Source organism: Pantoea sp. X-Soil-ISGK-355 (assembly GCF_059730805.1).
This window is the reverse complement of sequence record NZ_AP035971.1, coordinates 1,385,724-1,411,836: the sequence shown is the minus strand read 5'-3', so window position 1 is coordinate 1,411,836 and position 26,113 is coordinate 1,385,724. Positions and strand designations below refer to the sequence as shown.

Here is a 26,113-nt window from a genome sequence, read left to right as displayed (position 1 = left end):
CTATCAGAGCCGACGACGGCAGCGTTGTTCAATATCGTCCAGTAACGGCGTTACGGCTTTACCGGTTAAATGGGCGTCCACCGGCAGATACCACCAGTCAGGCTGCGCAAAGTGACGGCATTTCACTGCGTCCTTTTCAGTCATTAATAGCTGCTGACCCGTCTGTAATAATCGTGTCAGCTCATCTTCACTGTAGGCGTGATGATCGGCAAAGGCGATCTCTGCAACCGGCGTAATACCCTGCTGTTTCAGCGTGGTGAAAAAGCGCGGAGGATGACCAATACCGGCCATGGCAACCACTGCGCCCAGTTGCTCAGGTGCGCGGGTTTCCCCGGTCAGCAGATTGGTGGCGAGTCCGGGCTGAAGTTGCATCGCAATCTCGTCACCCAGGGCCTTACCGCCATTAATGATGACGGCATCCACCTGCCGCAGACGATCGGCACGTTCACGCATCGGACCGGCAGGCAACCACCAGCCATTACCAAAGCGACGGACCCCATCAACCACCACGATTTCGCGATCGCGCTGCAGGGCGTAATGTTGCAGGCCATCATCCGTGATGATCACATCCAGCGGCCCCTGCTTCAGTAACGCTTCAATCGCCTGTCGCCTTTTGGGAGCAACCGCAACCGGCGCTCCGGTGCGCTGGGCGATCAGTACCGGTTCATCACCGGCCTGTTGCGTGGGGGTCTGCGCCGTGACCAGCAAAGGATAGTGGTCCGCCTTGCCGCCATACCCTCTGGAGACGACGCCAGCGCGCAGGCCACGTTGCTGTAACGCCTCGACCAGCCAGATGACCACCGGCGTCTTTCCATTCCCGCCGGCAGTCAGGTTACCCACCACCACGACCGGCAGAGGCGCACGCCAGCTTTTACGCCAGCCGCGCCTGTAACTGAAGCGTATCAGGGCCGTGATCGCGCCATACAGCAGGCTGAATGGCCATAGCAGTAGCCATAGCGGTGAGCGACCACTCCAGATACGTTCAATCATTGGCCGAACTGCATTTTATGCAGCTGTGCATAGGCGCCGCGTTCTGCTAACAGCACCTGATGCGTTCCGCGTTCAACAATCTGACCATCTTCGATCACCACGATTTCATCCGCTTTCTCAATGGTAGAAAGGCGGTGCGCAATTACCAGCGAGGTACGGTTCTTCTGCAACTCATCCAGTGCAGACTGAATCGCGCGTTCTGACTCGGTATCCAGTGCAGAGGTCGCTTCATCGAGGATCAGGATCGGACAATCACGCAGCAACGCACGGGCAATGGCGATACGCTGACGCTGACCGCCAGATAACAGCACGCCATTCTCGCCAATCATCGTATCCAAACCCTTATCCATTTTATTGATAAAGTCCATGGCATGCGCCATGGTGGCCGCCTGCTCGATCTCTTCACGACTGTATTGCTCACTGCGGGCATACGCGATGTTATTGGCAATCGTGTCGTTGAAGAGGTGCACATTCTGTGACACCAGCGCCACCTGATTACGCAATGAGCGCAGGCTGTACTCACGCAGATCATGACCGTCCAGCAGGATTTCGCCCTGCTGGATGTCATAAAAGCGGGTCAGCAGACTCGCCATCGTAGACTTACCGGAACCGGAACGGCCCACCAGCGCCACCGTTTTTCCTGCCGGCAGCGACAGATTGATATTGCGCAGGGCCGGAATTTCACGACCAGGGTAGGTAAAGGTCACATCACGGAATTCAATATCCCCTTTAGCACGGGTGATTTCGCGCGTACCGTTATCCACTTCCTGCTCACTATCCAGAATAGAGAACAGTGTCTGACAGGCCGCCATCCCACGCTGGAACTGGGCGTTGACGTTGGTCAGAGACTTAAGCGGGCGCATCAGGGCAATCATCGAGGAGAAAACCACGGTGATGGTACCGGCTGTCAGGGTATCCATGACGCTGGGGAAGCTGGCAGCATAGAGCACAAAAGCCAGTGCCAGCGACGCGATCAGCTGAATAATCGGATCGGAAATGGAGGAGGCTGAAACGAGTTTCATTCCCTGCTGACGCATCCGGTTACTGACGCGGGAAAAGCGCTCCGATTCAATGTCCTGTCCGCCAAAAATCAGCACTTCTTTGTGCCCTTTCAGCATCTGCTCGGCGCTGGTTGTCACCTGCCCCATAGTGTTCTGCATACTTTTGCTGATGGTGCGGAAGCGCTTAGAGACGGTGCGGATAGCAAAGGAGACGATAGGTGCCAGTACAATCAGGATCAGCGACAGTTGCCAGCTGTAGTAGAACATCATGATAAACAGGCCAATAATGGAAGCCCCTTCACGCACTACGGTGACCAGCGCGCCCGAAGAAGAGGAGGCGACCTGCTCAGAATCGTAAGTAATGCGTGACAACAGGGTGCCGGTTGACTGCTGGTCGAAAAACGAAACCGGCATGCCCATCATATGGCTGAACAGACGACGGCGGATGTTCATCACGACGTTGCCAGAGACCCAGGAGATGCAGTAGCTGGAGATATAACTGGTGACTCCGCGTACCAGCATCAGGCCAATAACCACTAACGGCAGCCACAGCATCACCGATCTGTCAGCTTTACCAAAACCATCATCCAGTAACGGTTTCAACAGTGAGAGCATTAAGGCGTCGCCCGCAGCATTAATAATCAGGGCGACTGAGGCCGCAATTAATCCCGCTTTATTAGGCGCGATCATCGGCCAGAGTCGGCGAAACGTCTGCCACGTAGAGAGATCTTTATCTTGATGCATTATTTATTCACGCTGTTGGAAATAGCCGGCCATTCTACCTGGATTCGCGTTTGACGCCAAACCACTGATGATACCAACGGGGCATTAATTGATCCCGCAAGGTCGAAACCTGCGCTCTGCCCTGCGCTATCCTGATACTGATTTGTCCTGACTGGCCCGTATCCAGCCACTGAAAACCGGCCGTTCGATAGTTTTCCAGCACATTTTTCGCGGGCATACGCCATGCATTGTAGCGTGCCAGCGAGGCGATAGCGGTGTGGCCTGCGGCTTTACGCAGCAGCAATGAGGTCGACGAAGTACGGCTGCCGTGGTGCGGGACCTGCAGAATATCGACCTTCAGCCCCTGCTTCTCCAGCGCCACCAGTTGGCGTTCCGCTTTCGCTTCAATGTCACCGGTTAACATCAGACGAACCTGACCATCATCGACGATCACCACACAGGAGTCATTATTTCCGCCCGGCAGGGGGGCCGTCAGCGGCCAGACCACCCGAAAGTGGAGCTGCCGCCAGCGCCACTGCGTGCCCCGTACGCAGGGTAAGTGTGCCTCATCAGCCAGCGCACTTCTGACGTCAACCGCTGGCCAGCGTTGCGTAATCGCCTCCAGCCCGCCAGTATGATCCAGATGCTTATGACTCAGGATGACCTGTTTTAACCGTAACTGCCTGCGCTCCAGCCACGGAATGATCACCCGACTCCCCGCATTATCGTTCTGCCAGCGCGGGCCGGTGTCATACATTACGGCCTCGTCGCCCTGGCTGATCACCAGACTCAGACCGTGCCCGATATCCAGCATATCGATGCGCCAGCCCTGCTCCTGATTTGGCTGGCGACTCAGTATCATCGCCAGCGCTAACGCGCAGCTGCTTAGTGGCAGAGAGAAGAAGAGCTGCGCACGCCAGAGAATCAGGCCACCCCATACCATGACCGTAAACCAGGTTGTGCCACTCAGCGGCCACCAGCCTGGTGGCAGCAACGTCAGGCAATGAAACAGTGCGCGTAAAGAGAGATCGGCCGCTCCCCAGAAGAAGCCAGATAAATGCGCCACCGGTAGCAGCAGGGCGAGCGTCACCAGAGGCATGGTAATAAACGAGACGACCGGAATCGCGACAACATTCGCCACCAGCGCAGTCAGGCTGATGCCGTTGAAAATCGCCACCTGCAACGGCACCATTAAAATCATCATGCCCGCCTGCAAATGCAGTAGCTGTACCGGAATCCAGCGCCATTGATGGCGGAACTGTGCAGGCAGCGGGAACCAGTGATACCAGACCAGCAACATGCCGACAGCCAGTACCGAAAGCCAGAAGCTGTCAGACAGCACGGTCAGTGGATCCATCACCAGCAGCAACGCAATACAGAACGTCCAGATCTGCCAGCTGTTCAGCTGAACACCCGCAAGCCGTGTTATCGTCCATAGCGTCAGGGCGAGCAGAGAACGGGCTGCAGGAGGCTGCGCCCCTGAAAGCCAGGTATAGATTGCTGCAAACAGCCAGCTCACGATGAGGGGAAAAAGATAGCCGATAAAGCGGGCTGGCAATATAAACTGCACGCCTCGCGCAAGCACCCAGCCAGTGCTGGCTGCCAGGGCAATATGCATGCCCGATATCGCCATCAGGTGCGCCGTGCCGGTATCACGCAGTAGCTGGCGCGTCTGTGGGCTCATTTCCTCCCGGATACCAAATGCCAGCGCCTCCAGCGTGCCACGCGAAGGCATTTCACGGGTCCTGTCACGGTGCCCTACAATAAATCGCCAGCGGCCATCACAGCGATCGCTGATAGCATCCTGTTTAAGGATCCGCCCCTGAAGCGGCGTATTATTCGCGAGTGCAAAACGCTGTGCATCAAAGTCGCCTTCATTAAGGCGGGCATGGACCGGTCGCAGACGGAGGTGCATGGTCCAGCGCTGGCCCGGACAGTAAATCTCTGGATCAGTATCGAAAAAGAGCCAGGCAAAGCGAGGCGGGAATATCATCCTGCCCTGTTCTTCAAGCAGACGAACCCGGATTTGCTTCCGCTCTTTTCGCAGTTCACTGATCTGAAGGGTGTAGGTGGCAGGACGCGCCGAGAACTTTTCGATATCCCGCACCATCAGACGGGCGTCGTTACAGGCCCATGCCAGAAACAGCAGAGTGATACCGGTCAGACGAAGCGGCGGGTAAGCGCAATGCAGCAGAGCCAGACCCACGAGGACAAGCAGCAGAATCGTCTCACCGGAAGGCAGCCGCGCCATCAGCAGTAGCGGTAACGTTGCAACGATCGCCAGTCGCGCCAGAATGGTCCATGTCAGCATAATCATATCCATTGATTCAGTTCGATTATTCTGGGCAATTGGGGAGAAATTAACAGTGGACAATGAGTGAGGCTGGAGCCGTTTCGCAAGGAGAGCGCGGCATTGCAGTGTGGATGACCGTAATCTGGATGTCAGGTCTCAACCTGGATAGCAGGCAAAAAAAAACGACATCCGGAGATGTCGTTTATCTGGTTCGGTATCGGCTTAGCCGTAGATATTTGCGCGATCGCGCAGTTCTTTGCCTGGCTTAAAGTGGGGAACGTATTTACCTTCCAGATCCACTTTGTCACCCGTTTTCGGGTTACGTCCAGTACGCGGAGCGCGATAGTGCAAAGAAAAGCTGCCGAATCCCCGGATTTCGATGCGTTCGCCTTGTGCCAGCGTAGTGGCCATATGCTCAAGCATCTCTTTTACTGCATCCTCAACGACTTTCGCCGGTATATGAGTATGCTGTCCCGCCAGTCTTTCGATCAGTTCTGACTTGGTCATGTAACCTCCGGTTTATCCCTGTAGGAATGTATGACAGCTTTTACCGAAACCGGGTGGTTGCCCACCCGGTGCTTCAGGTCGATTACTCGCCTTTAGCCGCTTTGAACGCTTCAGCCATAGCGCTAGAGAAATTGCCTTCTTCCTGTTTGGTGTTAACAGTATTGATAGCTTCTTTCTCATCAGCCTGGTCTTTCGCACGGACAGACAGGCTTACGACACGGTTTTTACGATCAACGCCGGTGAACTTAGCTTCAACGTCGTCGCCAACGTTCAGAACCAGAGTTGCATCTTCAATGCGGTCCAGTGAAGCTTCAGAAGCGCGCAGGTAACCCTCAACGCCGTCTGCTAATTCAACTGTAGCACCTTTAGCATCAACTGCAGTCACTTTACCGGTGACGATGGCACCTTTCTTGTTCAGAGTGATGTAGTTGTTGAACGGATCTTCTGCCAGCTGTTTAACGCCCAGAGAGATACGCTCGCGCTCTGCATCAACCTGCAGTACAACGGCAGCGATTTCATCGCCTTTTTTGTACTCACGAACGGCTTCTTCGCCGGTCGCGTTCCAGGAGATGTCAGACAGGTGAACCAGACCGTCGATGCCGCCGTCCAGGCCGATGAAGATACCGAAGTCAGTGATTGACTTGATTTTACCTTCAACACGATCGCCTTTGTTGTGCGTCTCAGCGAACAGCTGCCATGGGTTAGATTTACACTGTTTCAGACCCAGGGAGATACGACGACGCTCTTCGTCAATGTCCAGAACCATAACTTCAACAACATCGCCTACGTTAACAACTTTAGACGGATGGATGTTTTTGTTGGTCCAGTCCATTTCAGACACGTGTACCAGACCTTCAACGCCTTCTTCGATTTCCACGAAGCAGCCATAATCAGTCAGGTTGGTAACACGACCGGTCAGGCGAGTGCCTTCCGGATAGCGTTTAGCGATAGCAACCCATGGATCTTCGCCCAGCTGCTTCAGACCCAGAGAAACACGGGTACGCTCGCGGTCGAACTTCAGCACCTTAACGGTGATTTCGTCGCCAACGTTAACGATTTCGCTTGGATGCTTAACGCGTTTCCATGCCATATCAGTGATGTGCAGCAGGCCATCAACGCCGCCCAGATCAACGAATGCACCGTAGTCAGTGAGGTTCTTAACGATACCTTTAACTTCCATGCCTTCCTGCAGGTTTTCCAGCAGCTGATCGCGCTCTGCGCTGTTTTCGGATTCGATAACCGCACGACGTGAAACCACGACGTTATTGCGTTTCTGATCCAGCTTGATGACTTTGAACTCAAGCTCTTTGCCTTCCAGGTGCAGCGTATCGCGCACCGGACGCACATCTACCAGTGAACCTGGCAGGAACGCACGGATACCGTTGAGCTCAACTGTGAAGCCGCCTTTAACTTTGCCGTTGATAACACCGGTAACAGTTTCAGCGTCTTCGTAAGCTTTTTCCAGCGTGATCCATGCTTCATGGCGCTTAGCTTTCTCACGGGACAGCAGGGTTTCACCGAAGCCGTCTTCCACTGCATCCAGAGCAACATCAACTTCGTCGCCTACCTGGATTTCCAGTTCGCCGGCTGCGTTCTTGAACTGCTCTGCAGGAATTGCAGATTCAGATTTCAGACCCGCATCAACCAGAACGACATCTTTGTCGATAGAAACGACGATGCCACGAACGATAGAACCCGGGCGGGTTTCGATTGTTTTTAAGGATTCTTCAAATAGTTGAGCAAAAGATTCAGTCATATTGATAATCTTCAGGATTCTTCAATTTAACGTCCATCTGACTTCATGTCGGATGGGGTTGTTTCACATGCCCGGCACCGGATCCGTGGTACAGGGTGATAAATTCAGTTAAGCCGGAATGCCCAGCTTCTTGCGGGCATAGTGTAGCGCTTTTTCAATGACCTGGTCGATAGACATCTCTGTAGAGTCCAGAACCAGTGCATCGGCAGCAGCGACTAAAGGCGCAATTGCGCGGTTACGATCGCGGTCGTCGCGTTCTTTTATCTCGGCTAAAAGGCGGTCAAAGTTAACATTAAAGCCATTTCCCTGCAACTGTAGCATACGTCGCTGAGCACGCTCTTCCGGGCTGGCATCAAGGAAAATCTTTACTGGCGCATCCGGGAAAACCACGGTGCCCATATCGCGGCCATCAGCGATCAGGCCCGGCATCTCACGGAAACCGCGCTGACGGCGCAATAACGCTTCGCGCACCCGCGGAAAGGCAGCGACACGTGAGGCGGTGTTGCTGACCTCCTGAGTGCGGATTTCACCGGTAACATCTTCACCTTCAAGTATGACCTGCATTTCACCATTTTGTGACAAAAAGCGCACATCAAGATGTGCAGCAATCGGCACCAGCGCTTCTTCAGATTCAATGTCCACTTGATGATGCAATGCCGCTAACGCCAGCACGCGATAAATAGCACCAGAGTCCAGCAGATGCCACTGCAGCGATTCTGCCATCGCTTTGCACAGGGTTCCCTTTCCCGCTCCACTTGGCCCATCAATAGTTATGACCGGGGCAGTTACTGTCATTATTCCCTCCTGTTGCTGCGTGCATTATGACCTTCAGGTCACCCTTAATGCTTAGCATTATACGCTGCATAGCAAGGCTTGGTTACCCTTTCGCACTGACCGGGTTCGAAATGTTAGTCAATTCAGAGGATATCGGTCAGGTTACAGCCAGATTAAATCAGGGGGAGACCCGGTGCGGAACCGCACCGGAAAGGCGATATCAGGCGTGCTGGCTGATTTTAGCCAGCTGAACAAAATAGTCCGGGAAGGTTTTCGCTGTACAGCCAGGATCGAGAATAGTTACTGGTGTATCGGAAAGGGCAACCAGCGAAAAACACATTGCCATGCGGTGATCGTTGTAGGTACCAATATCAGCATGAATCAGCGATGCTGGCGGTGTAATACGGATATAGTCATGGCCCTCTTCAACTTCCGCCCCCACTTTACGCAGCTCTGTAGCCATTGCGCTCAGTCGATCAGTCTCTTTTACCCGCCAGTTATAAATATTACGTAACTGGGTCGTGCCGTCGGCAAACAGCGCGGTGGTCGCGATGGTCATGGCAGCATCCGGGATATGGTTCATGTCCATATCAATGGCCTGCAGTTTTCCGGCCGTGCAGGCAATGAAATCATCGCCCCACTCAATTACCGCACCCATCCTTTCCAGCACATCAGCGAAACGGATATCGCCCTGCACACTCTGGCGTCCGATACCGGTGACGCGAACCGTGCCACCTTTTATTGCGCCGGCAGCCAGGAAATAGGAGGCGGAAGAGGCATCGCCTTCAACCAGGTAATCGCCCGGTGACTGATACTGTTGCTGTCCCTTAATCAGGAAGCGTTGATAGTTCTGATTCTCAACCCCGACGCCAAAGCACTGCATCAGATTGAGTGTGATATCAATATAAGGTTTGGAAACCAAATCGCCTTTGATAGTGATGCAGGTATCCTGCTGTGCCAGCGGCGCGGTCATCAGCAGTGCTGTCAGGAACTGACTGGAGACGCTGCCATCTACACTGACTTCCCCCCCGGTGAAACCACCGCGTAAACGCAGCGGCGGATAACTTTCGTTTTCCAGGTACTCAATACTTGCTCCCCCCTGACGAAGTGCATCAACCAGATGCCCGATTGGACGCTCTTTCATGCGGGGTTCGCCGGTCAGCTCGATATCGTGCTCGCCCAAACAGAGTGCAGCGGCCAGAGGACGCATTGCGGTTCCGGCATTGCCCAGAAACAGCGACAACGGTTGAGAGGAGTGCAGTGGCCCGGCATTTCCCGTCACTTCACACACGGTGCGATCGCTGGAGAGCGTATAGCTTACGCCCAGCGCGGTCAGCGCATTCAGCATATGCTTAACATCATCGCTGTCGAGCAGGTTGGTGAGACGGGTGGTACCTTCAGCCAGCGCAGCCAGCAGCAATGCGCGATTGGAAACGCTTTTTGAGCCGGGCAGATTTACGGTGCCATCGACGCGCGCGATCGGTTGGAGAGTCAGGGAGTCCTGCATGTGAAACGAAATCCTCAAAAAATACAGAGACCTCGCCCTATGACGAGGTCTGGCATCAGCATCAACGCTGATATCTTAATAATCAGCCGTGACGGCGTTCAAAGTCGACCATGAAATCGGTCAGCGCCTTCACACCTTCCAGCGGCATCGCATTATAAATAGAGGCGCGCATACCGCCTACTACACGATGGCCTTTAAGCGCATGCAATCCTGCCTTAAATGACTCTTCCAGGAACAGTGCATCGAGCGACGCATCCGCCAGCTGGAAAGGAATATTCATGCGCGAGCGATTTTCTTTAGCCACATCGTTACGGTAGAAGCCACTGTGATCGATAACGCCATAAAGCAGGTCAGATTTTGCCTGATTGATACGATCAATTTCGGCCACACCGCCCTTCTCTTTCAGCCATTTAAACACCAGGCCTGAGAGATACCATGCAAATGTTGGCGGGGTATTAAACATCGAATCATTATCGGCCAGCACTTTGTAATCAAGAATTGAAGGTACAGAGGCGTGCGCCTGACCCAGCAGATCGTCGCGAACGATAACCAGCGTTAACCCGGCCGGACCGACATTTTTTTGCGCACCCGCATAAATCACGCCATAGCGGCTCACATCGATCGGACGTGACAAAATGGTAGATGAGAAGTCAGCGACAACAGTTTTATTGCCGAAATCGGGCTGTTCATCAATGGCGATGCCATCGATAGTTTCATTCGGGCAGAAATGCAGATAAGCAGACGATTCACTCACCTGCCATTCGCTCATCGGCAGAATGGCACGTTTACCATCGCGAGTGGTTTTCACATCCAGCGTACGCGGAGAACAATACTTTTCCGCTTCTTTAATTGCACTGTGTGCCCAGTAGCCGCCATCGACATAGTCGGCGCTGGTCGCTTGCCCGAGCAGATTACCCGGTACTGCAGCGAACTGCGCACGCGCGCCGCCATGACAGAATAAAACTTTGTAATTAGCCGGTATTTTTAGCAGATCACGGAAGTCCTGCTCCGCTTCCTCAGCCACCTGAATAAACTCTTTACTGCGGTGACTGATCTCCATTACAGAGGTACCCAGACCGCGCCAGTTCGTCAGCTCCTGTTCTGCACGACGAAGGACTTCAACCGGTAGCATCGCCGGGCCAGAGCTAAAATTATAAACTTGCGTCATTTCCCCTCACCACTGTCATATCGAACGGTTATGAATAACCATCCGGTTTTATCACTGCATTCTGATAGCTGCAATCATAAATCAGGGTGCGGTCACATTTTCTGAATCCGGCTCGCCGGAGGTTATGTTACCAATGTAAATCTCAACGGAATTTTGTGAGGCTTTATCCAGCGCCATCAATTTGCGTTTGGCCAGAGTGCCGCTGTGATGAAAACTACGTCGGTAAACTAAGCCAGTAAAAATGTCCCGCCCTGATAGCGGTCAGTTAGCAAAATCCGTATCATGGCGCGCTTTACGCACCCTATGACAACAGAGAGAGCGGCACTATGACGCAAACATTTATCCCGGGCAAAGATGCCGCACTGGAAGACTCCATCGCGCGTTTCCAGAACAAGCTGCAGGATCTTGGCTTTAACATTGAAGAAGCCTCCTGGCTGAATCCTGTCCCCCACGTCTGGTCAGTGCATATCCGCGACCGCGATTGCCCGCTCTGTTTTACCAATGGTAAAGGCGCCAGTAAAAAAGCGGCACTGGCCTCTGCACTGGGTGAGTATTTCGAGCGTCTCTCTACTAACTATTTTTTTGCTGACTTCTGGCTGGGGAAAAAGATCGCTGACGGTGATTTTGTTCACTATCCCAATGAAAAATGGTTTGCGTTACCAGAGGATGATTCCTTACCTGAAGGCATTCTGGATGCGCGCCTGCACGCGTTTTACGATGCCGACAATGCTCTGACGGCTTCCGGCCTCATTGATTTGCAATCCGGCAATGCTGAGCGTGGTATATGCGCTCTGCCCTTTACCCGCCAGTCCGATCAGCACACTGTCTATATTCCGATGAACATTATCGGCAACCTCTATGTTTCAAATGGCATGTCTGCAGGTAACACCGCAAATGAAGCCCGTGTTCAGGGGCTTTCAGAAGTGTTTGAGCGCTACATTAAAAACCGCATTATTGCGGAAGCAATCAGCCTGCCAGCGATTCCTGATGAGGTGATGCAGCGCTATCCTGACGTCATTGAAGCGATTGCGCGCCTTGAAGCAGAAGGCTTCCCGATTTACGCTTATGACGCCTCGCTGGGTGGCAAATATCCGGTTATTTGTGTGGTACTGTTTAACCCGACCAACGGCACCTGCTTTGCCTCATTTGGTGCGCATCCTGATTTCGGTGTGGCGCTGGAGCGTACCGTCACCGAGTTGCTGCAGGGTCGCAGCCTCAAAGATCTGGATGTGTTTACACCACCGACCTTTGATGACGAAGAAGTGGCTGAACATGCCAACCTCGAAACACACTTCATCGATTCAAGCGGTCTTATCTCCTGGGATCTGTTTAAAGAGACGGCGGATTATCCCTTTGTCGACTGGTCTTTCGCAGGCAGCACCGAGCAGGAATTTGCTACGCTGATGGCGATCTTCGCTTCAGAAGATCAGGAAGTCTATATCGCTGACTACGAGCACCTGGGTGTTTATGCCTGCCGCATTATCGTACCTGGCATGTCTGATATCTACCCGGCGGAAGATTTGTTCCTGGCGAATAACAGCATGGGTGCTGGCATCCGTGCAACCCTGCTTGCCCTGCCTGACAGCAACTGGAATCCGGAAGAGTATCTGGATCTGATTGGACAGCTGGATGATGAAGGTTTTGACGACTTCACCCGTGTTCGCGAGCTGCTGGGTCTGGCAACCGGTAAAGACAACGGCTGGTACACGCTGCGTATTGGCGAACTAAAAGCGATGCTGGCGCTGGCGGGCGGCGATCTGGATCAGGCATTGATCTGGACAGAATGGACAATGGAGTTTAATAGCTCAATCTTTACGCCAGAGCGGGCTAATTACTATCGTTGCCTGCAGACCCTGCTGTTACTGGCAATGGAAGATGAGCGCGATCCGCTGCAATATCATCACGCCTTCCTGCGTATGTATGGTGAGAACGCAATGGAAGCGGCTTCCGCCGCTATCAGTGGTGAGAATCCGTTTAATGGGCTTCAGGCTGTGGATGAAGAGTTGCAGGCATTTCCGGCTCATCAATCCCTGCTTGCTGCATACGAAAAACTGCAAGCTGCCAAACGTCATTACTGGAAAAAAGCGTAAGGCATAACGCCTGACGCTGGAAACAGATAGCTCAACATGGCACTGGATTTATCTGGTGCCATAATTTTCCTCTATCTCAATGAAACATTAGCTGTAATAAAAATACCTTCCGCCACATTCCATTATTTTACTTAACATATAAGATATTAATTTATAACACCGCTTGAATTAAAAACGCGCGCAATCGCCTGTCATTAAAATATATTTGTATTTTTAAAATTTATTTAATACTTTATTTTCAGTAAGTTACGCAATTATTTTTCTATTTAAACGCGATGGCCTGGCTACCATTTCGTCAAACATGATCCACATCAATTACTGACCTATACTCCTTTGTTAGTATTTTTTCAGACAACTTCAGGAGTAAGTTAGTGTGAAAACTGACAACCCTTTTAATCTTTTATTACCCGCCGCAATGGCGAAAGTGGCCGAAGACGCCGGTATCTATAAAGCAACCAAACATCCCTTTACTACCTTCTTTCTGGCCATAAACGCTGGCGTATTCATCTCAATCGCATTCGTTTTTTATATTACAGCGACTACCGGCAGTGGTGCGATGCCTTATGGTATAGCCAAACTGATTGGCGGTATCTGCTTCTCTCTCGGTTTGATGCTGGTCGTGGTGTGTGGTGCCGACCTTTTTACCTCGACGGTACTAATCGTCGTGGCTAAAGCCAGTGGTCGCATCAGCTGGGGTCAGCTGGCCCGCAACTGGATTAACGTCTACGCCGGTAACCTGGCCGGTGCACTCTTCTTTGTCGCCCTGATGTGGTTTGCCGGACAGCATATGGTTGCGAATGGTGCATGGGGGTTGAATGTCCTGGAAACCGCCGATCACAAGATGCATCACACCTTTATAGAAGCAGTCTGTCTGGGTACATTAGCTAATCTGCTGGTCTGCCTCGCCGTCTGGATGAGCTATTCCGGTCGCAGCCTGACCGATAAGCTGGTCGTGATGATTCTGCCTGTTGGGATGTTTGTCGCCAGCGGTTTCGAACACAGCATCGCTAACATGTTTCTCATTCCCTATGCCATTACTATCCGCGACTTCGCAACACCTGAGTTCTGGCAGGCTGCTGGCACCACGGCTGCACAGTTTCATTCGCTGACCGTCAGTAACTTTATTCTCCATAATCTGATTCCCGTAACGATCGGTAACATCATCGGCGGTGGCGTTCTGGTTGGGCTGACTTACTGGGTTATCTATCTCCGCAAAGGTGACCAGGTACATTAAACGCATTTTTGACGGCACAGGACGTTGACTGTGCCCGACCGTAAAGTCTCTTCATATAAGGCAGGTATATTATGACCGAACTTAATGCAAAACTGGCTTCAGCATGGGAAGGATTTGCTGAAGGCGAATGGCAGAACAGCGTCAATGTGCGCGACTTCATTCAGAAAAACTACACCCCCTATGAAGGTGATGAGTCATTCCTGGCGGGCGCCACTGAAGCAACCACCAGGCTGTGGGAAAGCGTGCTGGAAGGCATCAAAATTGAGAACCGCACCCACGCGCCAGTCGACTTCGACACCGATCTCGCCTCCACAATTACCTCGCACGACGCGGGCTACATTAATAAGTCTCTGGAAAAAATTGTTGGTCTGCAGACTGAAGCACCATTAAAACGCGCCATCATTCCTTATGGCGGCATCAAAATGGTCGAAGGTTCATGCAAAGTGTATGGCCGTGAACTCGACCCTTCTCTGAAAAAAATCTTCACCGAATACCGCAAAACACACAACCAGGGTGTCTTCGATGTTTATACCCCGGACATTCTGCGCTGCCGCAAATCAGGTATTCTGACCGGTCTTCCTGATGCTTATGGTCGTGGTCGTATTATCGGTGACTATCGTCGTGTGGCGTTGTACGGCATCGATTTCCTGATGGCGGATAAATTCTCTCAGTTCGCATCACTGCAGGAAGATTTAGAGAACGGTGTGAATCTCGAGGCGACCATTCGTCTGCGTGAAGAGATCTCCGATCAGCATCATGCGCTGGCCCAGATCAAAGAGATGGCCGCAAAATATGGTCATGACATTTCCGGTCCGGCCACCAACGCGATGGAAGCTGTGCAGTGGACTTACTATGGTTACCTGGCTGCCGTTAAATCACAAAACGGTGCTGCCATGTCCTTTGGCCGCGTCTCAACCTTCCTGGATATTTACATTGAGCGTGATCTTAAAGCCGGTAAGCTGACGGAAGAACAGGCTCAGGAACTGATTGACCATCTGGTCATGAAACTGCGCATGGTTCGCTTCCTGCGTACCCCAGAATATGATGAGCTGTTCTCTGGTGACCCAATCTGGGCAACCGAATCACTGGCAGGTATGGGCGTTGATGGTCGTACACTGGTATCCAAAAGCACTTTCCGCTTCCTGAATACCCTTTACACCATGGGTCCTTCACCTGAGCCAAACATGACCATTCTGTGGTCAGAAAAACTGCCCATTAATTTCAAGAAATATGCCGCTAAAGTCTCTATCGATACCTCATCTTTGCAGTATGAGAATGATGACCTCATGCGTCCTGATTTCAACAATGACGACTACGCCATCGCCTGCTGCGTGAGCCCGATGATTGTCGGCAAACAAATGCAGTTCTTTGGCGCACGTGCCAACCTGGCGAAAACGCTGCTTTACGCAATCAACGGCGGCGTGGATGAAAAACTGAAAATGCAGGTTGGACCGAAAGGCGACAAAATCAGCGACGACGTGCTGGATTTCGACACCGTCATGGAGCGTATGGATCACTTCATGGACTGGCTGGCGAAGCAGTATGTGACTTCGCTGAACATCATCCATTACATGCATGATAAGTACAGCTATGAAGCGGCACTGATGGCCCTGCATGACCGGGATGTCTATCGCACCATGGCCTGTGGTATCGCCGGTCTTTCTGTTGCTGCGGATTCACTTTCAGCAATTAAATACGCCAAAGTGAAACCAATTCGTGACGAAGATGGTCTGGCGATCGACTTCGATATCGAAGGTGAATATCCACAGTTCGGTAATAACGATGCCCGCGTTGATGACCTGGCCTGCGATCTGGTTGAACGCTTCATGAAGAAAATTCAACAGCTGACTACCTATCGTAATGCCGTGCCGACGCAGTCTGTCCTGACTATCACTTCGAACGTGGTGTATGGTAAGAAAACCGGTAACACGCCGGATGGACGTCGCGCTGGCGCACCGTTTGGACCCGGTGCTAACCCGATGCATGGTCGTGACCAGAAAGGTGCTGTGGCTTCACTGACTTCTGTCGCTAAACTGCCGTTTGCCTATGCGAAAGATGGTATCTCCTATACCTTCTCAATCGTGCCAAACGCGTTGGGTAAAGATGATAATGTGCGCAAAACCAACCTTGCCGGTCTGATGGATGGTTACTTCCATCACGAAGCCAGCATCGAAGGCGGCCAGCACCTTAACGTCAACGTCATGAACCGTGAAATGCTGCTGGACGCGATGGAGCATCCGGAGAAGTATCCGCAGCTGACAATTCGCGTTTCTGGTTACGCTGTACGCTTTAACTCATTGACTAAAGAGCAGCAGCAGGATGTGATTACCCGTACCTTCACACAGTCACTGTAATCACGGCTAAACCCGATAAAAAGGCTCCTCGCGGAGCCTTTTCCTTAAAAGTCTGTTCTGATGGTCATCTTCATCAAGGTTCCTCTCAGAATCGATTTCCTGCCCTGAGCGCAACAGAGATTGCGCCGTCTGTCCCGGCAGACTCACTGGAGAAACATCGCAATGTCAGTTAACGGTCGTATCCACTCATTTGAATCCTGCGGGACCGTCGACGGTCCCGGCATCCGTTTCATCACCTTCTTCCAGGGCTGCCTGATGCGCTGTCTCTACTGTCACAACCGTGACACCTGGGATACTCACGGCGGAAAAGAGATCAGCGTCGAGGCGCTGATGGCGGATGTGCTCTCCTATCGCCACTTTATGAATGCGTCTGGTGGCGGTGTTACTGCGTCAGGGGGTGAAGCGATTCTTCAGGCTGAATTTGTGCGTGACTGGTTCCGCGCCTGCAAGGCCGAAGGCATCCATACCTGTCTCGACACCAACGGTTTCGTACGCCGCTACGATCCAGTGATCGACGAACTGCTCGACGTGACTGACTTAGTGATGCTCGATCTCAAACAGATGAATGATGACGTGCATCAGATTCTGGTGGGTGTATCCAATCATCGTACGCTGGATTTTGCCCGCTATCTGCAGAAAAAAGGCAAGCGGACCTGGATCCGATTTGTCGTGGTACCTGGCTATTCTGACGATGATGACACCGCGCATCGGCTGGGTGAATTCACACGTGACATGAAGAACGTCGAGAAGATTGAATTACTGCCCTATCACGAGCTGGGTAAGCATAAATGGATTGCGATGGGTGAAGAGTACAAGCTGGATGGGGTGAAACCACCGGGGAAAGAGACGATGGAACGCGTTAAAAACATTCTCGCCAGCTACGGTCACGAAGTGATGTACTGAATAATCGGTCATAAAAAAGGGAGCTTAACGCTCCCTTTTTACTGTTCAGCGATCAGGCATGTGCCACTGGCGTCGCCTGCTGATCCACTTTACGCAGCAGCATCAGCAGATAGATCAGCGCCACTGCGGCGATCATCACAAACAGCAGCCGGTCAGAATAATTCTGCATCAGAACAGAGGTCATTGCGGGTCCAGCCAGACTGCCAACGGTATAACTCATCAGCAGCGCCTGATTCATCGCAACCAGTTCATGATGTGCGACTGTCTCGCAAGCCCAGGACATCGCCACCGGATAGAGTGTGAAGCCTGCCAGTCCCAGAACAAACAGCGCTGGCGCCATTGCGGCATTGGTTAACATGGCCATCGCCCCCAGGATAACGACAAAGACCTGCACCCGCAGCACCAGCAAGCGGCCGAAACGATCGGCAAGACGACCAACTGGCCACTGCCCGACAATCCCTGCGCTAACCAGTAACGCCATCCAGTAGCCGACATTGGCATCACTCATTCCCTGATGCGACAGGTAAAGCGGCATCAGGCCATAAAGCGAGCCTAAAACGATACCGGAGATAATGCACCCATTGATGCCGAGACGTGAACTGCGGCGACGAAGCATCGGCCAGATGCGAGCCGGTGCCGCTTCAGCCGCTTCACCGGTGGCTGATACCCGTGTGAAGACCAGCGGCAGTACCGCGCAGAACACCAGCGAAGTGACCCAGGGTACTACGCTCAGTAATTCTGTTGAGAGTGTGCTGACCAGTAACTGACCGGTTACAGTGCCGAGATAATAAACGATCATATAGGCAGCCAGTAGCTGTCCACGATTGCGGACGGTTCCGCTACAGAGAAGTGCGCTTTCAACCACGACCCACATCAGTGCACAGCCTACGCCCGCGACAAAACGAAGCGAACTCCATGCCCAGAAACCTTCCATCGTTACCAGGCAAATCGTTGCCACGGCAAAGAGTCCTGTTGCCAGATAATAACTGCGATTAAACCCGTAATGCCTGATTAACCAGCCTGCCAGCAATGTACCTGCCAGATTGCCGGTGTAATAAGAGGAACTTACGATACCTACCTGCCAGGTTGTCAGTAAGTCATGCGTCAGCCACAGCGGAACAAGCGTATTCAGCACGGCAATGGCGACAGTCATTAACATCAGGCCGCAAAGCAGCAATATCACGGGGCGTGACCAGGTTGACATAGGGGATAAAAACCAGAGCAAAATGAAGGAAATTGCGCGCAGTTTGCCACTGGCTTTTTTAAAGTCAATGGGCCGAATTTGACAGCAGCACATTTTGCTGCGGGACAATTTAATCTACTAATCTTCAGTGGGTTACAATTGTATTATGCGGCACGCTGCTGAACGCTATCTCTATGAAAAATTAGCTTTTTAAGCGTTCCGGCGCACCTGGTATCGATAACGTTTATTTGTGAATAAATTCCGTCTCAATAAATCCTTTTTTTCAAAAATCAGGCATAAAAAAACCCGGCCATAGCCGGGTTTAAGAGATTGTGAATCGCTTAGCCGATGATATCAACGCCATTCATGTAGGGGCGTAAAACTTCAGGTACGGTGATGCGGCCATCTTCCTGCTGATAGTTCTCCAGCACCGCGACCAAAGTACGGCCTACGGCCAGACCTGAGCCATTCAGGGTATGAACCAGACGCGGTTTCTTTTCCTGTTTGTTGCGATAACGCGCCTGCATACGACGCGCCTGGAAATCACCCATGTTGGAACAGGATGAAATCTCACGATAGGTATTCTGCGCTGGCAGCCAGACTTCCAGATCGTAGGTTTTGGTCGATCCAAAGCCCATATCGCCAGTACAGAGTAAAACCTTACGATACGGCAGATTCAGCAGCTGCAGCACTTTCTCTGCATGACCAGTCAGCTCTTCCAGCGCATCCATTGACTGTTCCGGAGTGACAATCTGCACCATTTCAACTTTGTCGAACTGGTGCATACGGATCAGGCCGCGCGTGTCACGACCGTAAGAACCCGCTTCAGAACGGAAGCATGGCGTATGCGCGGTCAGTTTAACCGGCAGGCTATCCTCTTCCACGATCTCGTCGCGCATCAGGTTGGTCAGCGGCACTTCCGCGGTAGGAATCAACGCATAGTTGCTGCTGTCTGACTGCTCTTCCAGCGGACGGGTATGGAACAGGTCTTCGCCAAACTTAGGCAGCTGTCCGGTACCATAAAGCGTTTCGTGGTTAACGAGGTAAGGCACGTAGGTTTCAAGGTAGCCATGCTGCTCAGTGTGCAGGTCAATCATAAACTGACTCAGTGCACGGTGCAGGCGGGCAATCTGCCCCTGCATGACCACAAAGCGCGAACCGGTCAGTTTAACGGCAGCCGCAAAATCCAGACCTTTCGCCGCTTCACCCAGCTCAACGTGATCTTTAACCTGGAAGCTGAATTCGCGCGGTGTACCCCATCGGCTCACTTCCTGGTTTTCGCTGTCATCTTTGCCCAGCGGCACTTCATCTGCCGGAATGTTCGGCAGCGCCAGCGCAAAGTCACGGATTTGATTCTGCAGTTCATCCAGTTCTGCTTTTGCGGCATCCAGGCGTTCGCCCAGCGCGTTCACTTCCTGACGCAGCGGCTCGATGTCTTCCCCACGTGCTTTGGCCTGACCGATGGATTTGGATCGGGAATTACGCTCTGCCTGCAGATTTTCAGTTTCCACCTGCAGTACTTTGCGACGCTCTTCAAGCGAACGCAGCGTTTCCACATCCAGTTTGTATCCCCGGCGTGCCAGTTTTTCTGCGACTGCGTCTGGCTCGTTACGCAGCAGATTGGGATCGAGCATGCTTATCCTGTGTATAAAAAGTTGGTTGAAAGAAGGGACGCATTCCTGCGGAATGCGTTGAAAACATTGCCCACATTACCGTAACGTCTGTTTCAGCGGTAGCGTTTTGTCGGGCTATTTTGATCCTGCTCAGCGAGCCAGCTTAGCTTTTCACCAATCTTACCCTCAAGCCCGCGCTGGGTTGGAGTGTAATAGCGTGCGCTGGCCAGTTCCTGCGGAAAATAGACTTCACCGGCGGCATAAGCGTTGGTTTCGTCATGGGCATAACGATACTCTTTGCCCAGGCCCATCTCTTTCATCAGCTTAGTCGGCGCATTGCGCAGATGCTCAGGTACATCGTAATCGGGATGGTCGCGCGCATCGCGCATTGCAGCTTTAAACGCGTTATAGACCGCATTACTTTTAGGCGCGCAGGCCAGATAGACAATCGCCTGCGCAATAGCACGCTCCCCTTCTGCCGGCCCGACACGCGTAAAGCAATCCCAGGCCGCAATTGCCACCTGCATACCGCGTGGGTCGGCATTGCCGACATCTTCTGAGGCGATAGCCAGCAACCGGCGTGCCACATAGAGCGGATCGCCACCTGCGGTAATAATGCGTGCATACCAGTAAAGCGCCGCATCGGGTGCCGAACCGCGCACAGATTTGTGCAGAGCCGAAATCAGATCGTAAAAGCGGTCGCCTTTGTTATCAAAACGCGCGGATCGCTCACCCGAGACTTCGTTGAGCAACTGCGGCGTCAGTTCACGCTGACCCGAGGCGGTGATTTCAGCCATATCCGCCATCATCTCCAGCGTGTTCAGCGCCCGGCGTGCATCGCCATTAACCAGCTCAGCAATCATCCTGCGCGTGTTGTCCGGCAGCACAATATCACTGTCGCCATACCCGCGTGTTTTGTCCTGCATCGCCTGATCCAGCACCTGCTCAATATCTTTCAGAGTCAGCGATTTCAGCAGATAGACGCGGGCGCGGGAGAGCAACGCGGAGTTAAGTTCAAAAGAGGGGTTTTCGGTGGTCGCGCCAATAAAGGTAATCGTGCCATCTTCGATATGCGGCAGAAAAGCATCCTGCTGGCTCTTGTTGAACCGATGGACCTCATCCACAAACAGGATGGTGCGCCGCCCGGCATGTTTATTCTGGCGGGCACGCTCAATTGCCTCACGAATCTCTTTCACACCCGAAGTGACAGCTGAGATACGCTCCACATCGGCGTTACCATAATGCGCAATGATTTCAGCGAGTGTCGTCTTGCCGGTCCCGGGTGGTCCCCACAGGATCATCGAGTGCAGGTGCCCTGCTTCAATCGCGCGCGGCAGTGGTTTGCCCGCACCCAGCAGATGTTGCTGACCAATGTACTGTTTCAATGTTTCTGGCCGCATACGCGCGGCCAGAGGTTTGAAATTTTCGGTGGAAAAATCCAGAGACAGGTTACTCACCGTGACCTCACTGACGTTGGTCGTCCACCGTCACGCCTTTAGGCGGTGTGAACGTGAATTTATCCGGGCTGATAGCGCCATTCTGCTGGCTTTTCAGCTGGTAATCACTGCGCTGGCCATCCTGTTCGATAGCGCTGAAGCGGTTAATGGTGCCGCTGGAGGTCACCTGAATGGTGAACTGTTTCAGGTTGCCATCACTGTTTTTCGGTGTCAGCTCGAAATTGTCACCCTGCTGTTTGATGTTGTACTGCTTCCAGTCGTTCGACTGGTTGCGGGCAATCAGCATAAACGGCGTATTGCTGGTCGCATTCTGCAGCAGACTTACAGTCGCCTGCTCAACAAATGGATTGTAGAACCACAGCGATTTACCGTCAGAGATAATGATGCTTTCGTCCGGCGCGGTCATGTGCCAGTTAAACAGGCTGGGACGTTTAACCCACAATTCGCCTTCACCATCCTGCACATTGGCACCGCTGCTGTCGGTCACTTTTTGCGTGAAGCTGGCGTGGAAGCTGCTGACCTTGTTCAGGCGCTGTTGCAGATCACTGGAAGCATCAGCCAGAACGCTGGCTGAAGAAAAAGTGGCCAACAGGCCAAGAGCGATTACGCGTAATTTCATCTGCTTCGATTCCTTATTTAAACGTTCCCATCGATAACTGCATTAAGCCTGGTCGCCGTTCCGCCATCAGAACAGAGGAAAAAGCCGAAAGCTGATCCAGATATGGGGGTTAACCGTATAAAAACAATGAGCCAGTCGAAACTGGCTCATTAAGTAGTGTTTCAAAACATTTAACCGCTACATATCGTGAGGCGGTGGCGACAGCACTTCACGGTTACCATTGTGGCCTGGTGCAGAGACGATACCCTGCGCTTCCATCTGCTCAATAATACGTGCAGCACGGTTATAGCCGATGCGGAACTGACGCTGAACGCCTGAAATCGAGGCTCGGCGCTTATCGACCACAAAGCCGACAGCCTGATCGAAGAGTGGATCGAGTTCTTCATCGCTATCGATGCCACCAGCACTTTCGCTCTCTTCGCCTGCCGTAATACTGTCGATATATTGCGGACGACCACGTGCTTTCCAGTCCTGAACCACCGCATGCACTTCCTGATCACGCACAAAGGCACCGTGAACACGAACTGGCAGTGAGGAGTTTGGCGGCATGTAAAGCATGTCACCCATACCCAGCAGTGACTCCGCGCCGCCCTGATCGAGAATGGTACGTGAGTCTATCTTGCTTGAAACGGTAAAGGCGATACGTGTCGGGATATTCGCTTTGATCAGGCCAGTAATGACATCTACGGATGGACGCTGTGTTGCCAGCACCAGATGGATACCCGCAGCACGGGCTTTTTGTGCCAGGCGCGCAATCAGCTCTTCAACCTTTTTCCCCACCGCCATGATCAGGTCAGCAAACTCATCGACCATCACCACGATATAAGGCAGTTTCTCCAGAACCGGCGGGGTCATATCCATGCTGTCGCCCGGTTTCCAGAACGGATCAGGAATCGGACGGCCCATCGCTTCGGCTTGCTCCACTTTTTCGTTGTAACCCGCCAGGTTACGAACGCCCAGCGCCGACATCAGCTTGTAACGTCGCTCCATTTCACCGACGCTCCAGCGCAGCGCATTCGCGGCATCCTTCATGTCGGTGACAACTTCGGTCAGCAGATGCGGAATGCCTTCGTAGACCGACAACTCCAGCATTTTCGGGTCGATCATAATGAAGCGAACTTCTTCCGGTGTCGCCTTGTAGAGCATGCTGATGATCATGGCGTTCACGCCCACAGACTTACCGGAACCGGTAGTACCGGCAACCAGCAAGTGTGGCATTTTCGCCAGGTCAGCCACGACCGGCTGACCGGCAATGTCCTTACCCAACACGACGGCCAGTGGCGACGGATTGTCGCGGAATTTAGGGCAATCCAGTACTTCACGCAGATAGACGGTCTGACGATGTTTGTTTGGCAGTTCCAGGCCCACATAAGGTTTGCCAGGGATCACTTCCACCACGCGAACTGCGACAGTCGAGAGTGATCGTGCCAGGTCGCGCGACAGGTTAGAAATACGTGCGGCCTTCACACCCGGTGCCAGGTCAAGCTCGAAACGGGTGATAACCGGGCCAGGCGAGATGCCAACTACTTCGGCTTTGACGCGGTAATCGCCTAAGCGTGACTCCACCAGACGGGCAGTCTGCTCCAGCGAGAACATATCAACCGGCTCTTCCTCTTCAGGTGGCGCCGTCAGGAGATCCAGCGAAGGCAGTGGCGTGGACGGTTTCTCCAGCGGCTGCTCATGGCGCATCAGGAACGGATGGATCAGGCTGTCATGCAGTGAAGGTCTCGCTTCTTCAACTGGCTGAACCGGCTCAGCGGCTGGCGCGCTATAAGACGGCGCGCCATAAGCCGGGGCCTGAGGCGCCGTTGGTGCAGCATACACAGGCGCAGACGGAGCGGCATAATCCGCTTCAGGCTCTGCTGGCGTACCATAAGCAGGTGCAGAATAAGCCGGGACCTGAGCTGCCTCTGGTGCATGATAAACAGGCTCTGCGGGTACCGCAGGCGTCGCTGGCGCACTATAGGCAGGTTCTGCCGGTGCAAAACGGGCAGGTGCAGGCACCTGAGCCGGTGCCTGAGGGCTTGAGACCTCACTCACCTGCTGCCACGGTTCGTGTGAAGCCGCAGGTGCTTCCGGCTCCGGCGTCGCGGCAATCGTAAACAGCGGTTCAGACGGGCCGTCATCCACCAGATCTTTCATCGGTGAAAAATCGAACGCTGAGGCAGTATCAATATTTAATACCGGCTCTTTTCTCACTTCAGGTGCATAGCGCTGCTGTTGCTGCTCGGCGAACTGACGTGCCAGTGCATCCTGCTGCTGCGCATCCTGCTCATCTTGTTCGTCCTGCTGCCAGCTGGTGCCGTAACGTTGCTGCTGCTCAGACTGGAAGGCCTGACGCAGTTCAGCCTGCTGCAGTGCCTCTTCTGCATCAGATGCAGTGGAAACCGACGTAACCGGGGCCGTTTCGCTCTCTTCCGCTTTGGCTTTCTCTTCAGCCATGCGCTGAGAAGGTAACTTAATGCCATAAGAGGCCAGTTCACGACGTGTAGGCAGTTTTACCGGATTAGGACGCGGCAGGGCCGGTCCGATACCCTGCTTAACCTGCGGATTCAGATTGGTTTCAGGTGCCAGGTCAAAAACAGGTGCAGTACGTGTGGCCGCCGTTGCGGCAGCGGCAGTAGCAGTGGCAGTGGCGGCTGTAGCGGCCGCAGGGATCGCTGATGTGTCACGCCAGTTACCCATTTTAGGTTCGTCATCGTCGTAAGCATTGAACGACGGCGCAGCCGGGGCTTCGTCTGGCATTTCAAAGTGGTAAAGCGGTGGTGAGGCCGCGGGTGCAGGAGCATTCTGCGCCGGAGACGGGGCCATCGTTGTACCATAGGATGCAGGGGTGCTCTGTGCAGATGCTGGAGCAGGTTGTGCCGTTGGCGATGCGGGCATTGCTGCTGATGCGGCAGGCGCCGATGCAGTAAAGGCCGCTGCAGCAGGTGCCGCGTTAACCGGCGCTGCGGGAGCGATGGTCACTTCTGCAGCTTCCGCAGTGGCGGCTACTGCCGCACTGGTTGCGGCTGCCGCTTTCGCCAGTAGCGGATCCGGCTGTGTCGGCACAGGCTGAGGGGCAGCGCGTGGCGCGGAAAGCAGCACATCATCTTTCTGATCGGCAGCACGCGGCGCAGACAGCAGCACGTCATCATCCTGGTCGGCGACATGCAATGCAGGGACATCCGCATAATCTTGCGCGTCCCGCTCGTCATCCTCTTCCTGCCAGGGCTCATCGTGACGTGAGCGGTTGCTGGCAAACGTCAGCACGCCCATGACGACGCCGCCAATTCTTTCTGCAATGGTGAGCCATGACCAGCCGGTATACAGGGTTATCCCCGCTGCCCAGACGCAGAGCAGCATCAGCGTGCCGCCAGCCGGACTGAACCAGGGGGCAATAGCATTACTGACCAGGCTGCCAATCACGCCGCCCGAGGCAAAGTACCAGATATCATCGGCGTTCAGCGCCGCCATACCACAGGTCGTCACCACCAGCGCGAGGACGCCAATTAAGCGTAACCCGACGGCAAAGTAGTCAAAGTAGTCCTGGCTGTCGCGCTGACGGAAAGCAATCCAGCACAGACCCAGGATGACGGGCGGAATGGCGTACGCCATCACACCAAAGATGAAGAGTAAGGTGTCAGCCAGCCAGGCACCGACGCTGCCGCCGATATTATGGATAGGTTCATGCCAGGCCGTTTGCGACCAGCTCGGATCGGAAGGGTTAAAACTGACCAGTGAAACCATCAGGTAGATAGCAAACAGCGCCACCAGAATCAGCAACGCTTCCAGCAGACGACGTCCACTGCTCAGCGATTGTAACGAAACGTCTTTATCTTCTGTATATTCCTGGCTCAAGAGGACTCTCCAGGTGCCTGTAAAGTAAGAAGCAACAGCGTCGGGCAAGCCCGACGCTGATCCTGTATGAATGCACAGGAGTGTACCGAAATCTCACAGGT

General features: G+C 53.3%; 17 protein-coding genes. 4 read left to right on the top strand and 13 right to left on the bottom strand.

The annotated features are described in order from the left end of the window. Positions 1 to 3: 3 nt before the first annotated feature. The 8 genes from lpxK to serC form a co-directional block, all read right to left on the bottom strand. Entirely contained in the window at positions 4 to 990 is a 987-nt protein-coding gene (gene lpxK, locus AC6I8J_RS06390; RefSeq protein ID WP_497825182.1) for a tetraacyldisaccharide 4'-kinase, read from the bottom strand. Then, the gene (gene msbA, locus AC6I8J_RS06385; protein WP_010669759.1) at positions 987 to 2,735 is read right to left on the bottom strand and encodes a lipid A ABC transporter ATP-binding protein/permease MsbA; all 1,749 of its coding nucleotides are present in this window, start codon (positions 2,733 to 2,735) and stop codon (positions 987 to 989) included. The genes lpxK and msbA overlap by 4 nt, the downstream gene beginning before the upstream one ends. 34 nt (positions 2,736 to 2,769) lie before the next feature. Next, positions 2,770 to 5,025 carry a DNA internalization-related competence protein ComEC/Rec2 gene (locus AC6I8J_RS06380; RefSeq protein WP_260057775.1) on the bottom strand — a complete coding sequence of 752 codons (2,256 nt, stop codon included), beginning with the start codon at positions 5,023 to 5,025 and terminating at the stop codon, positions 2,770 to 2,772. Positions 5,026 to 5,229: 204 nt separating this feature from the next. Next, positions 5,230 to 5,514, bottom strand: a complete 285-nt coding sequence (gene ihfB / locus AC6I8J_RS06375) for an integration host factor subunit beta (protein ID WP_003849360.1) — start codon at positions 5,512 to 5,514, stop codon at positions 5,230 to 5,232. 82 nt (positions 5,515 to 5,596) lie between these two features. After that, positions 5,597 to 7,270, bottom strand: a complete 1,674-nt coding sequence (rpsA, locus tag AC6I8J_RS06370) for a 30S ribosomal protein S1 (RefSeq protein WP_003849352.1) — start codon at positions 7,268 to 7,270, stop codon at positions 5,597 to 5,599. Positions 7,271 to 7,378: 108 nt separating this feature from the next. Continuing rightward, positions 7,379 to 8,065: a (d)CMP kinase gene (gene cmk, locus AC6I8J_RS06365; protein ID WP_440829431.1), complete on the bottom strand. Its 687-nt coding sequence runs from the start codon at positions 8,063 to 8,065 to the stop codon at positions 7,379 to 7,381. A 199-nt stretch (positions 8,066 to 8,264) separates the two neighbouring features. Continuing rightward, positions 8,265 to 9,551: a 3-phosphoshikimate 1-carboxyvinyltransferase gene (aroA, locus tag AC6I8J_RS06360; RefSeq protein WP_260057774.1), complete on the bottom strand. Its 1,287-nt coding sequence runs from the start codon at positions 9,549 to 9,551 to the stop codon at positions 8,265 to 8,267. Between the two features lie 82 nt (positions 9,552 to 9,633). After that, positions 9,634 to 10,719, bottom strand: a complete 1,086-nt coding sequence (gene serC, locus AC6I8J_RS06355) for a 3-phosphoserine/phosphohydroxythreonine transaminase (protein ID WP_161736096.1) — start codon at positions 10,717 to 10,719, stop codon at positions 9,634 to 9,636. A gap of 326 nt (positions 10,720 to 11,045) precedes the next feature. Between serC and ycaO the strand changes: the two genes are divergently transcribed. The 4 genes from ycaO to pflA all read left to right on the top strand — a co-directional run bounded on the left by ycaO (position 11,046) and on the right by pflA (position 17,300). Next, on the top strand, positions 11,046 to 12,809 hold the full coding sequence (gene ycaO, locus AC6I8J_RS06350; RefSeq protein ID WP_497825181.1) for a 30S ribosomal protein S12 methylthiotransferase accessory factor YcaO: 1,764 nt from the start codon (positions 11,046 to 11,048) through the stop codon (positions 12,807 to 12,809). A gap of 373 nt (positions 12,810 to 13,182) precedes the next feature. Next, positions 13,183 to 14,043, top strand: a complete 861-nt coding sequence (focA, locus tag AC6I8J_RS06345) for a formate transporter FocA (RefSeq protein ID WP_161734222.1) — start codon at positions 13,183 to 13,185, stop codon at positions 14,041 to 14,043. A 71-nt stretch (positions 14,044 to 14,114) separates the two neighbouring features. Then, positions 14,115 to 16,397, top strand: a complete 2,283-nt coding sequence (gene pflB / locus AC6I8J_RS06340; protein WP_260057772.1) for a formate C-acetyltransferase — start codon at positions 14,115 to 14,117, stop codon at positions 16,395 to 16,397. Between the two features lie 162 nt (positions 16,398 to 16,559). Further along, a complete protein-coding gene (pflA, locus tag AC6I8J_RS06335; RefSeq protein ID WP_161734226.1) occupies positions 16,560 to 17,300 on the top strand; it encodes a pyruvate formate lyase 1-activating protein in 741 nt (246 codons plus the stop codon). A 52-nt stretch (positions 17,301 to 17,352) separates the two neighbouring features. Here the strand turns inward: pflA and AC6I8J_RS06330 are convergent, their stop codons facing one another. The 5 genes from AC6I8J_RS06330 to AC6I8J_RS06310 form a co-directional block, all read right to left on the bottom strand. Continuing rightward, entirely contained in the window at positions 17,353 to 18,504 is a 1,152-nt protein-coding gene (locus AC6I8J_RS06330; RefSeq protein WP_260057770.1) for an MFS transporter, read from the bottom strand. A gap of 320 nt (positions 18,505 to 18,824) precedes the next feature. Further along, the gene (gene serS, locus AC6I8J_RS06325) at positions 18,825 to 20,117 is read right to left on the bottom strand and encodes a serine--tRNA ligase (RefSeq protein ID WP_033732108.1); all 1,293 of its coding nucleotides are present in this window, start codon (positions 20,115 to 20,117) and stop codon (positions 18,825 to 18,827) included. Between the two features lie 92 nt (positions 20,118 to 20,209). Beyond that, positions 20,210 to 21,553: a replication-associated recombination protein A gene (locus AC6I8J_RS06320; RefSeq protein WP_161734230.1), complete on the bottom strand. Its 1,344-nt coding sequence runs from the start codon at positions 21,551 to 21,553 to the stop codon at positions 20,210 to 20,212. A gap of 7 nt (positions 21,554 to 21,560) precedes the next feature. After that, on the bottom strand, positions 21,561 to 22,172 hold the full coding sequence (gene lolA, locus AC6I8J_RS06315) for an outer membrane lipoprotein periplasmic chaperone LolA (RefSeq protein ID WP_003849334.1): 612 nt from the start codon (positions 22,170 to 22,172) through the stop codon (positions 21,561 to 21,563). A gap of 177 nt (positions 22,173 to 22,349) precedes the next feature. Continuing rightward, positions 22,350 to 26,012 (bottom strand): DNA translocase FtsK 4TM domain-containing protein, encoded by a 3,663-nt coding sequence (locus AC6I8J_RS06310; RefSeq protein ID WP_497825180.1) that lies wholly within the window; start codon positions 26,010 to 26,012, stop codon positions 22,350 to 22,352. Positions 26,013 to 26,113: the final 101 nt, after the last annotated feature.

Excerpts from the sequence above, each read along its gene's own strand:
- lpxK (WP_497825182.1), bottom strand. The coding sequence starts at position 990 with ATGATTGAACGTATCTGGAGTGGTCGCTCACCGCTATGGCTACTGCTA.
- msbA (WP_010669759.1), bottom strand. The coding sequence starts at position 2,735 with ATGCATCAAGATAAAGATCTCTCTACGTGGCAGACGTTTCGCCGACTC.
- AC6I8J_RS06380 (WP_260057775.1), bottom strand. The coding sequence starts at position 5,025 with ATGCTGACATGGACCATTCTGGCGCGACTGGCGATCGTTGCAACGTTA.
- ihfB (WP_003849360.1), bottom strand. The coding sequence starts at position 5,514 with ATGACCAAGTCAGAACTGATCGAAAGACTGGCGGGACAGCATACTCAT.
- rpsA (WP_003849352.1), bottom strand. The coding sequence starts at position 7,270 with ATGACTGAATCTTTTGCTCAACTATTTGAAGAATCCTTAAAAACAATC.
- cmk (WP_440829431.1), bottom strand. The coding sequence starts at position 8,065 with ATGACAGTAACTGCCCCGGTCATAACTATTGATGGGCCAAGTGGAGCG.
- aroA (WP_260057774.1), bottom strand. The coding sequence starts at position 9,551 with ATGCAGGACTCCCTGACTCTCCAACCGATCGCGCGCGTCGATGGCACC.
- serC (WP_161736096.1), bottom strand. The coding sequence starts at position 10,719 with ATGACGCAAGTTTATAATTTTAGCTCTGGCCCGGCGATGCTACCGGTT.
- ycaO (WP_497825181.1), top strand. The coding sequence starts at position 11,046 with ATGACGCAAACATTTATCCCGGGCAAAGATGCCGCACTGGAAGACTCC.
- pflB (WP_260057772.1), top strand. The coding sequence starts at position 14,115 with ATGACCGAACTTAATGCAAAACTGGCTTCAGCATGGGAAGGATTTGCT.
- pflA (WP_161734226.1), top strand. The coding sequence starts at position 16,560 with ATGTCAGTTAACGGTCGTATCCACTCATTTGAATCCTGCGGGACCGTC.
- AC6I8J_RS06330 (WP_260057770.1), bottom strand. The coding sequence starts at position 18,504 with ATGTCAACCTGGTCACGCCCCGTGATATTGCTGCTTTGCGGCCTGATG.
- serS (WP_033732108.1), bottom strand. The coding sequence starts at position 20,117 with ATGCTCGATCCCAATCTGCTGCGTAACGAGCCAGACGCAGTCGCAGAA.
- lolA (WP_003849334.1), bottom strand. The coding sequence starts at position 22,172 with ATGAAATTACGCGTAATCGCTCTTGGCCTGTTGGCCACTTTTTCTTCA.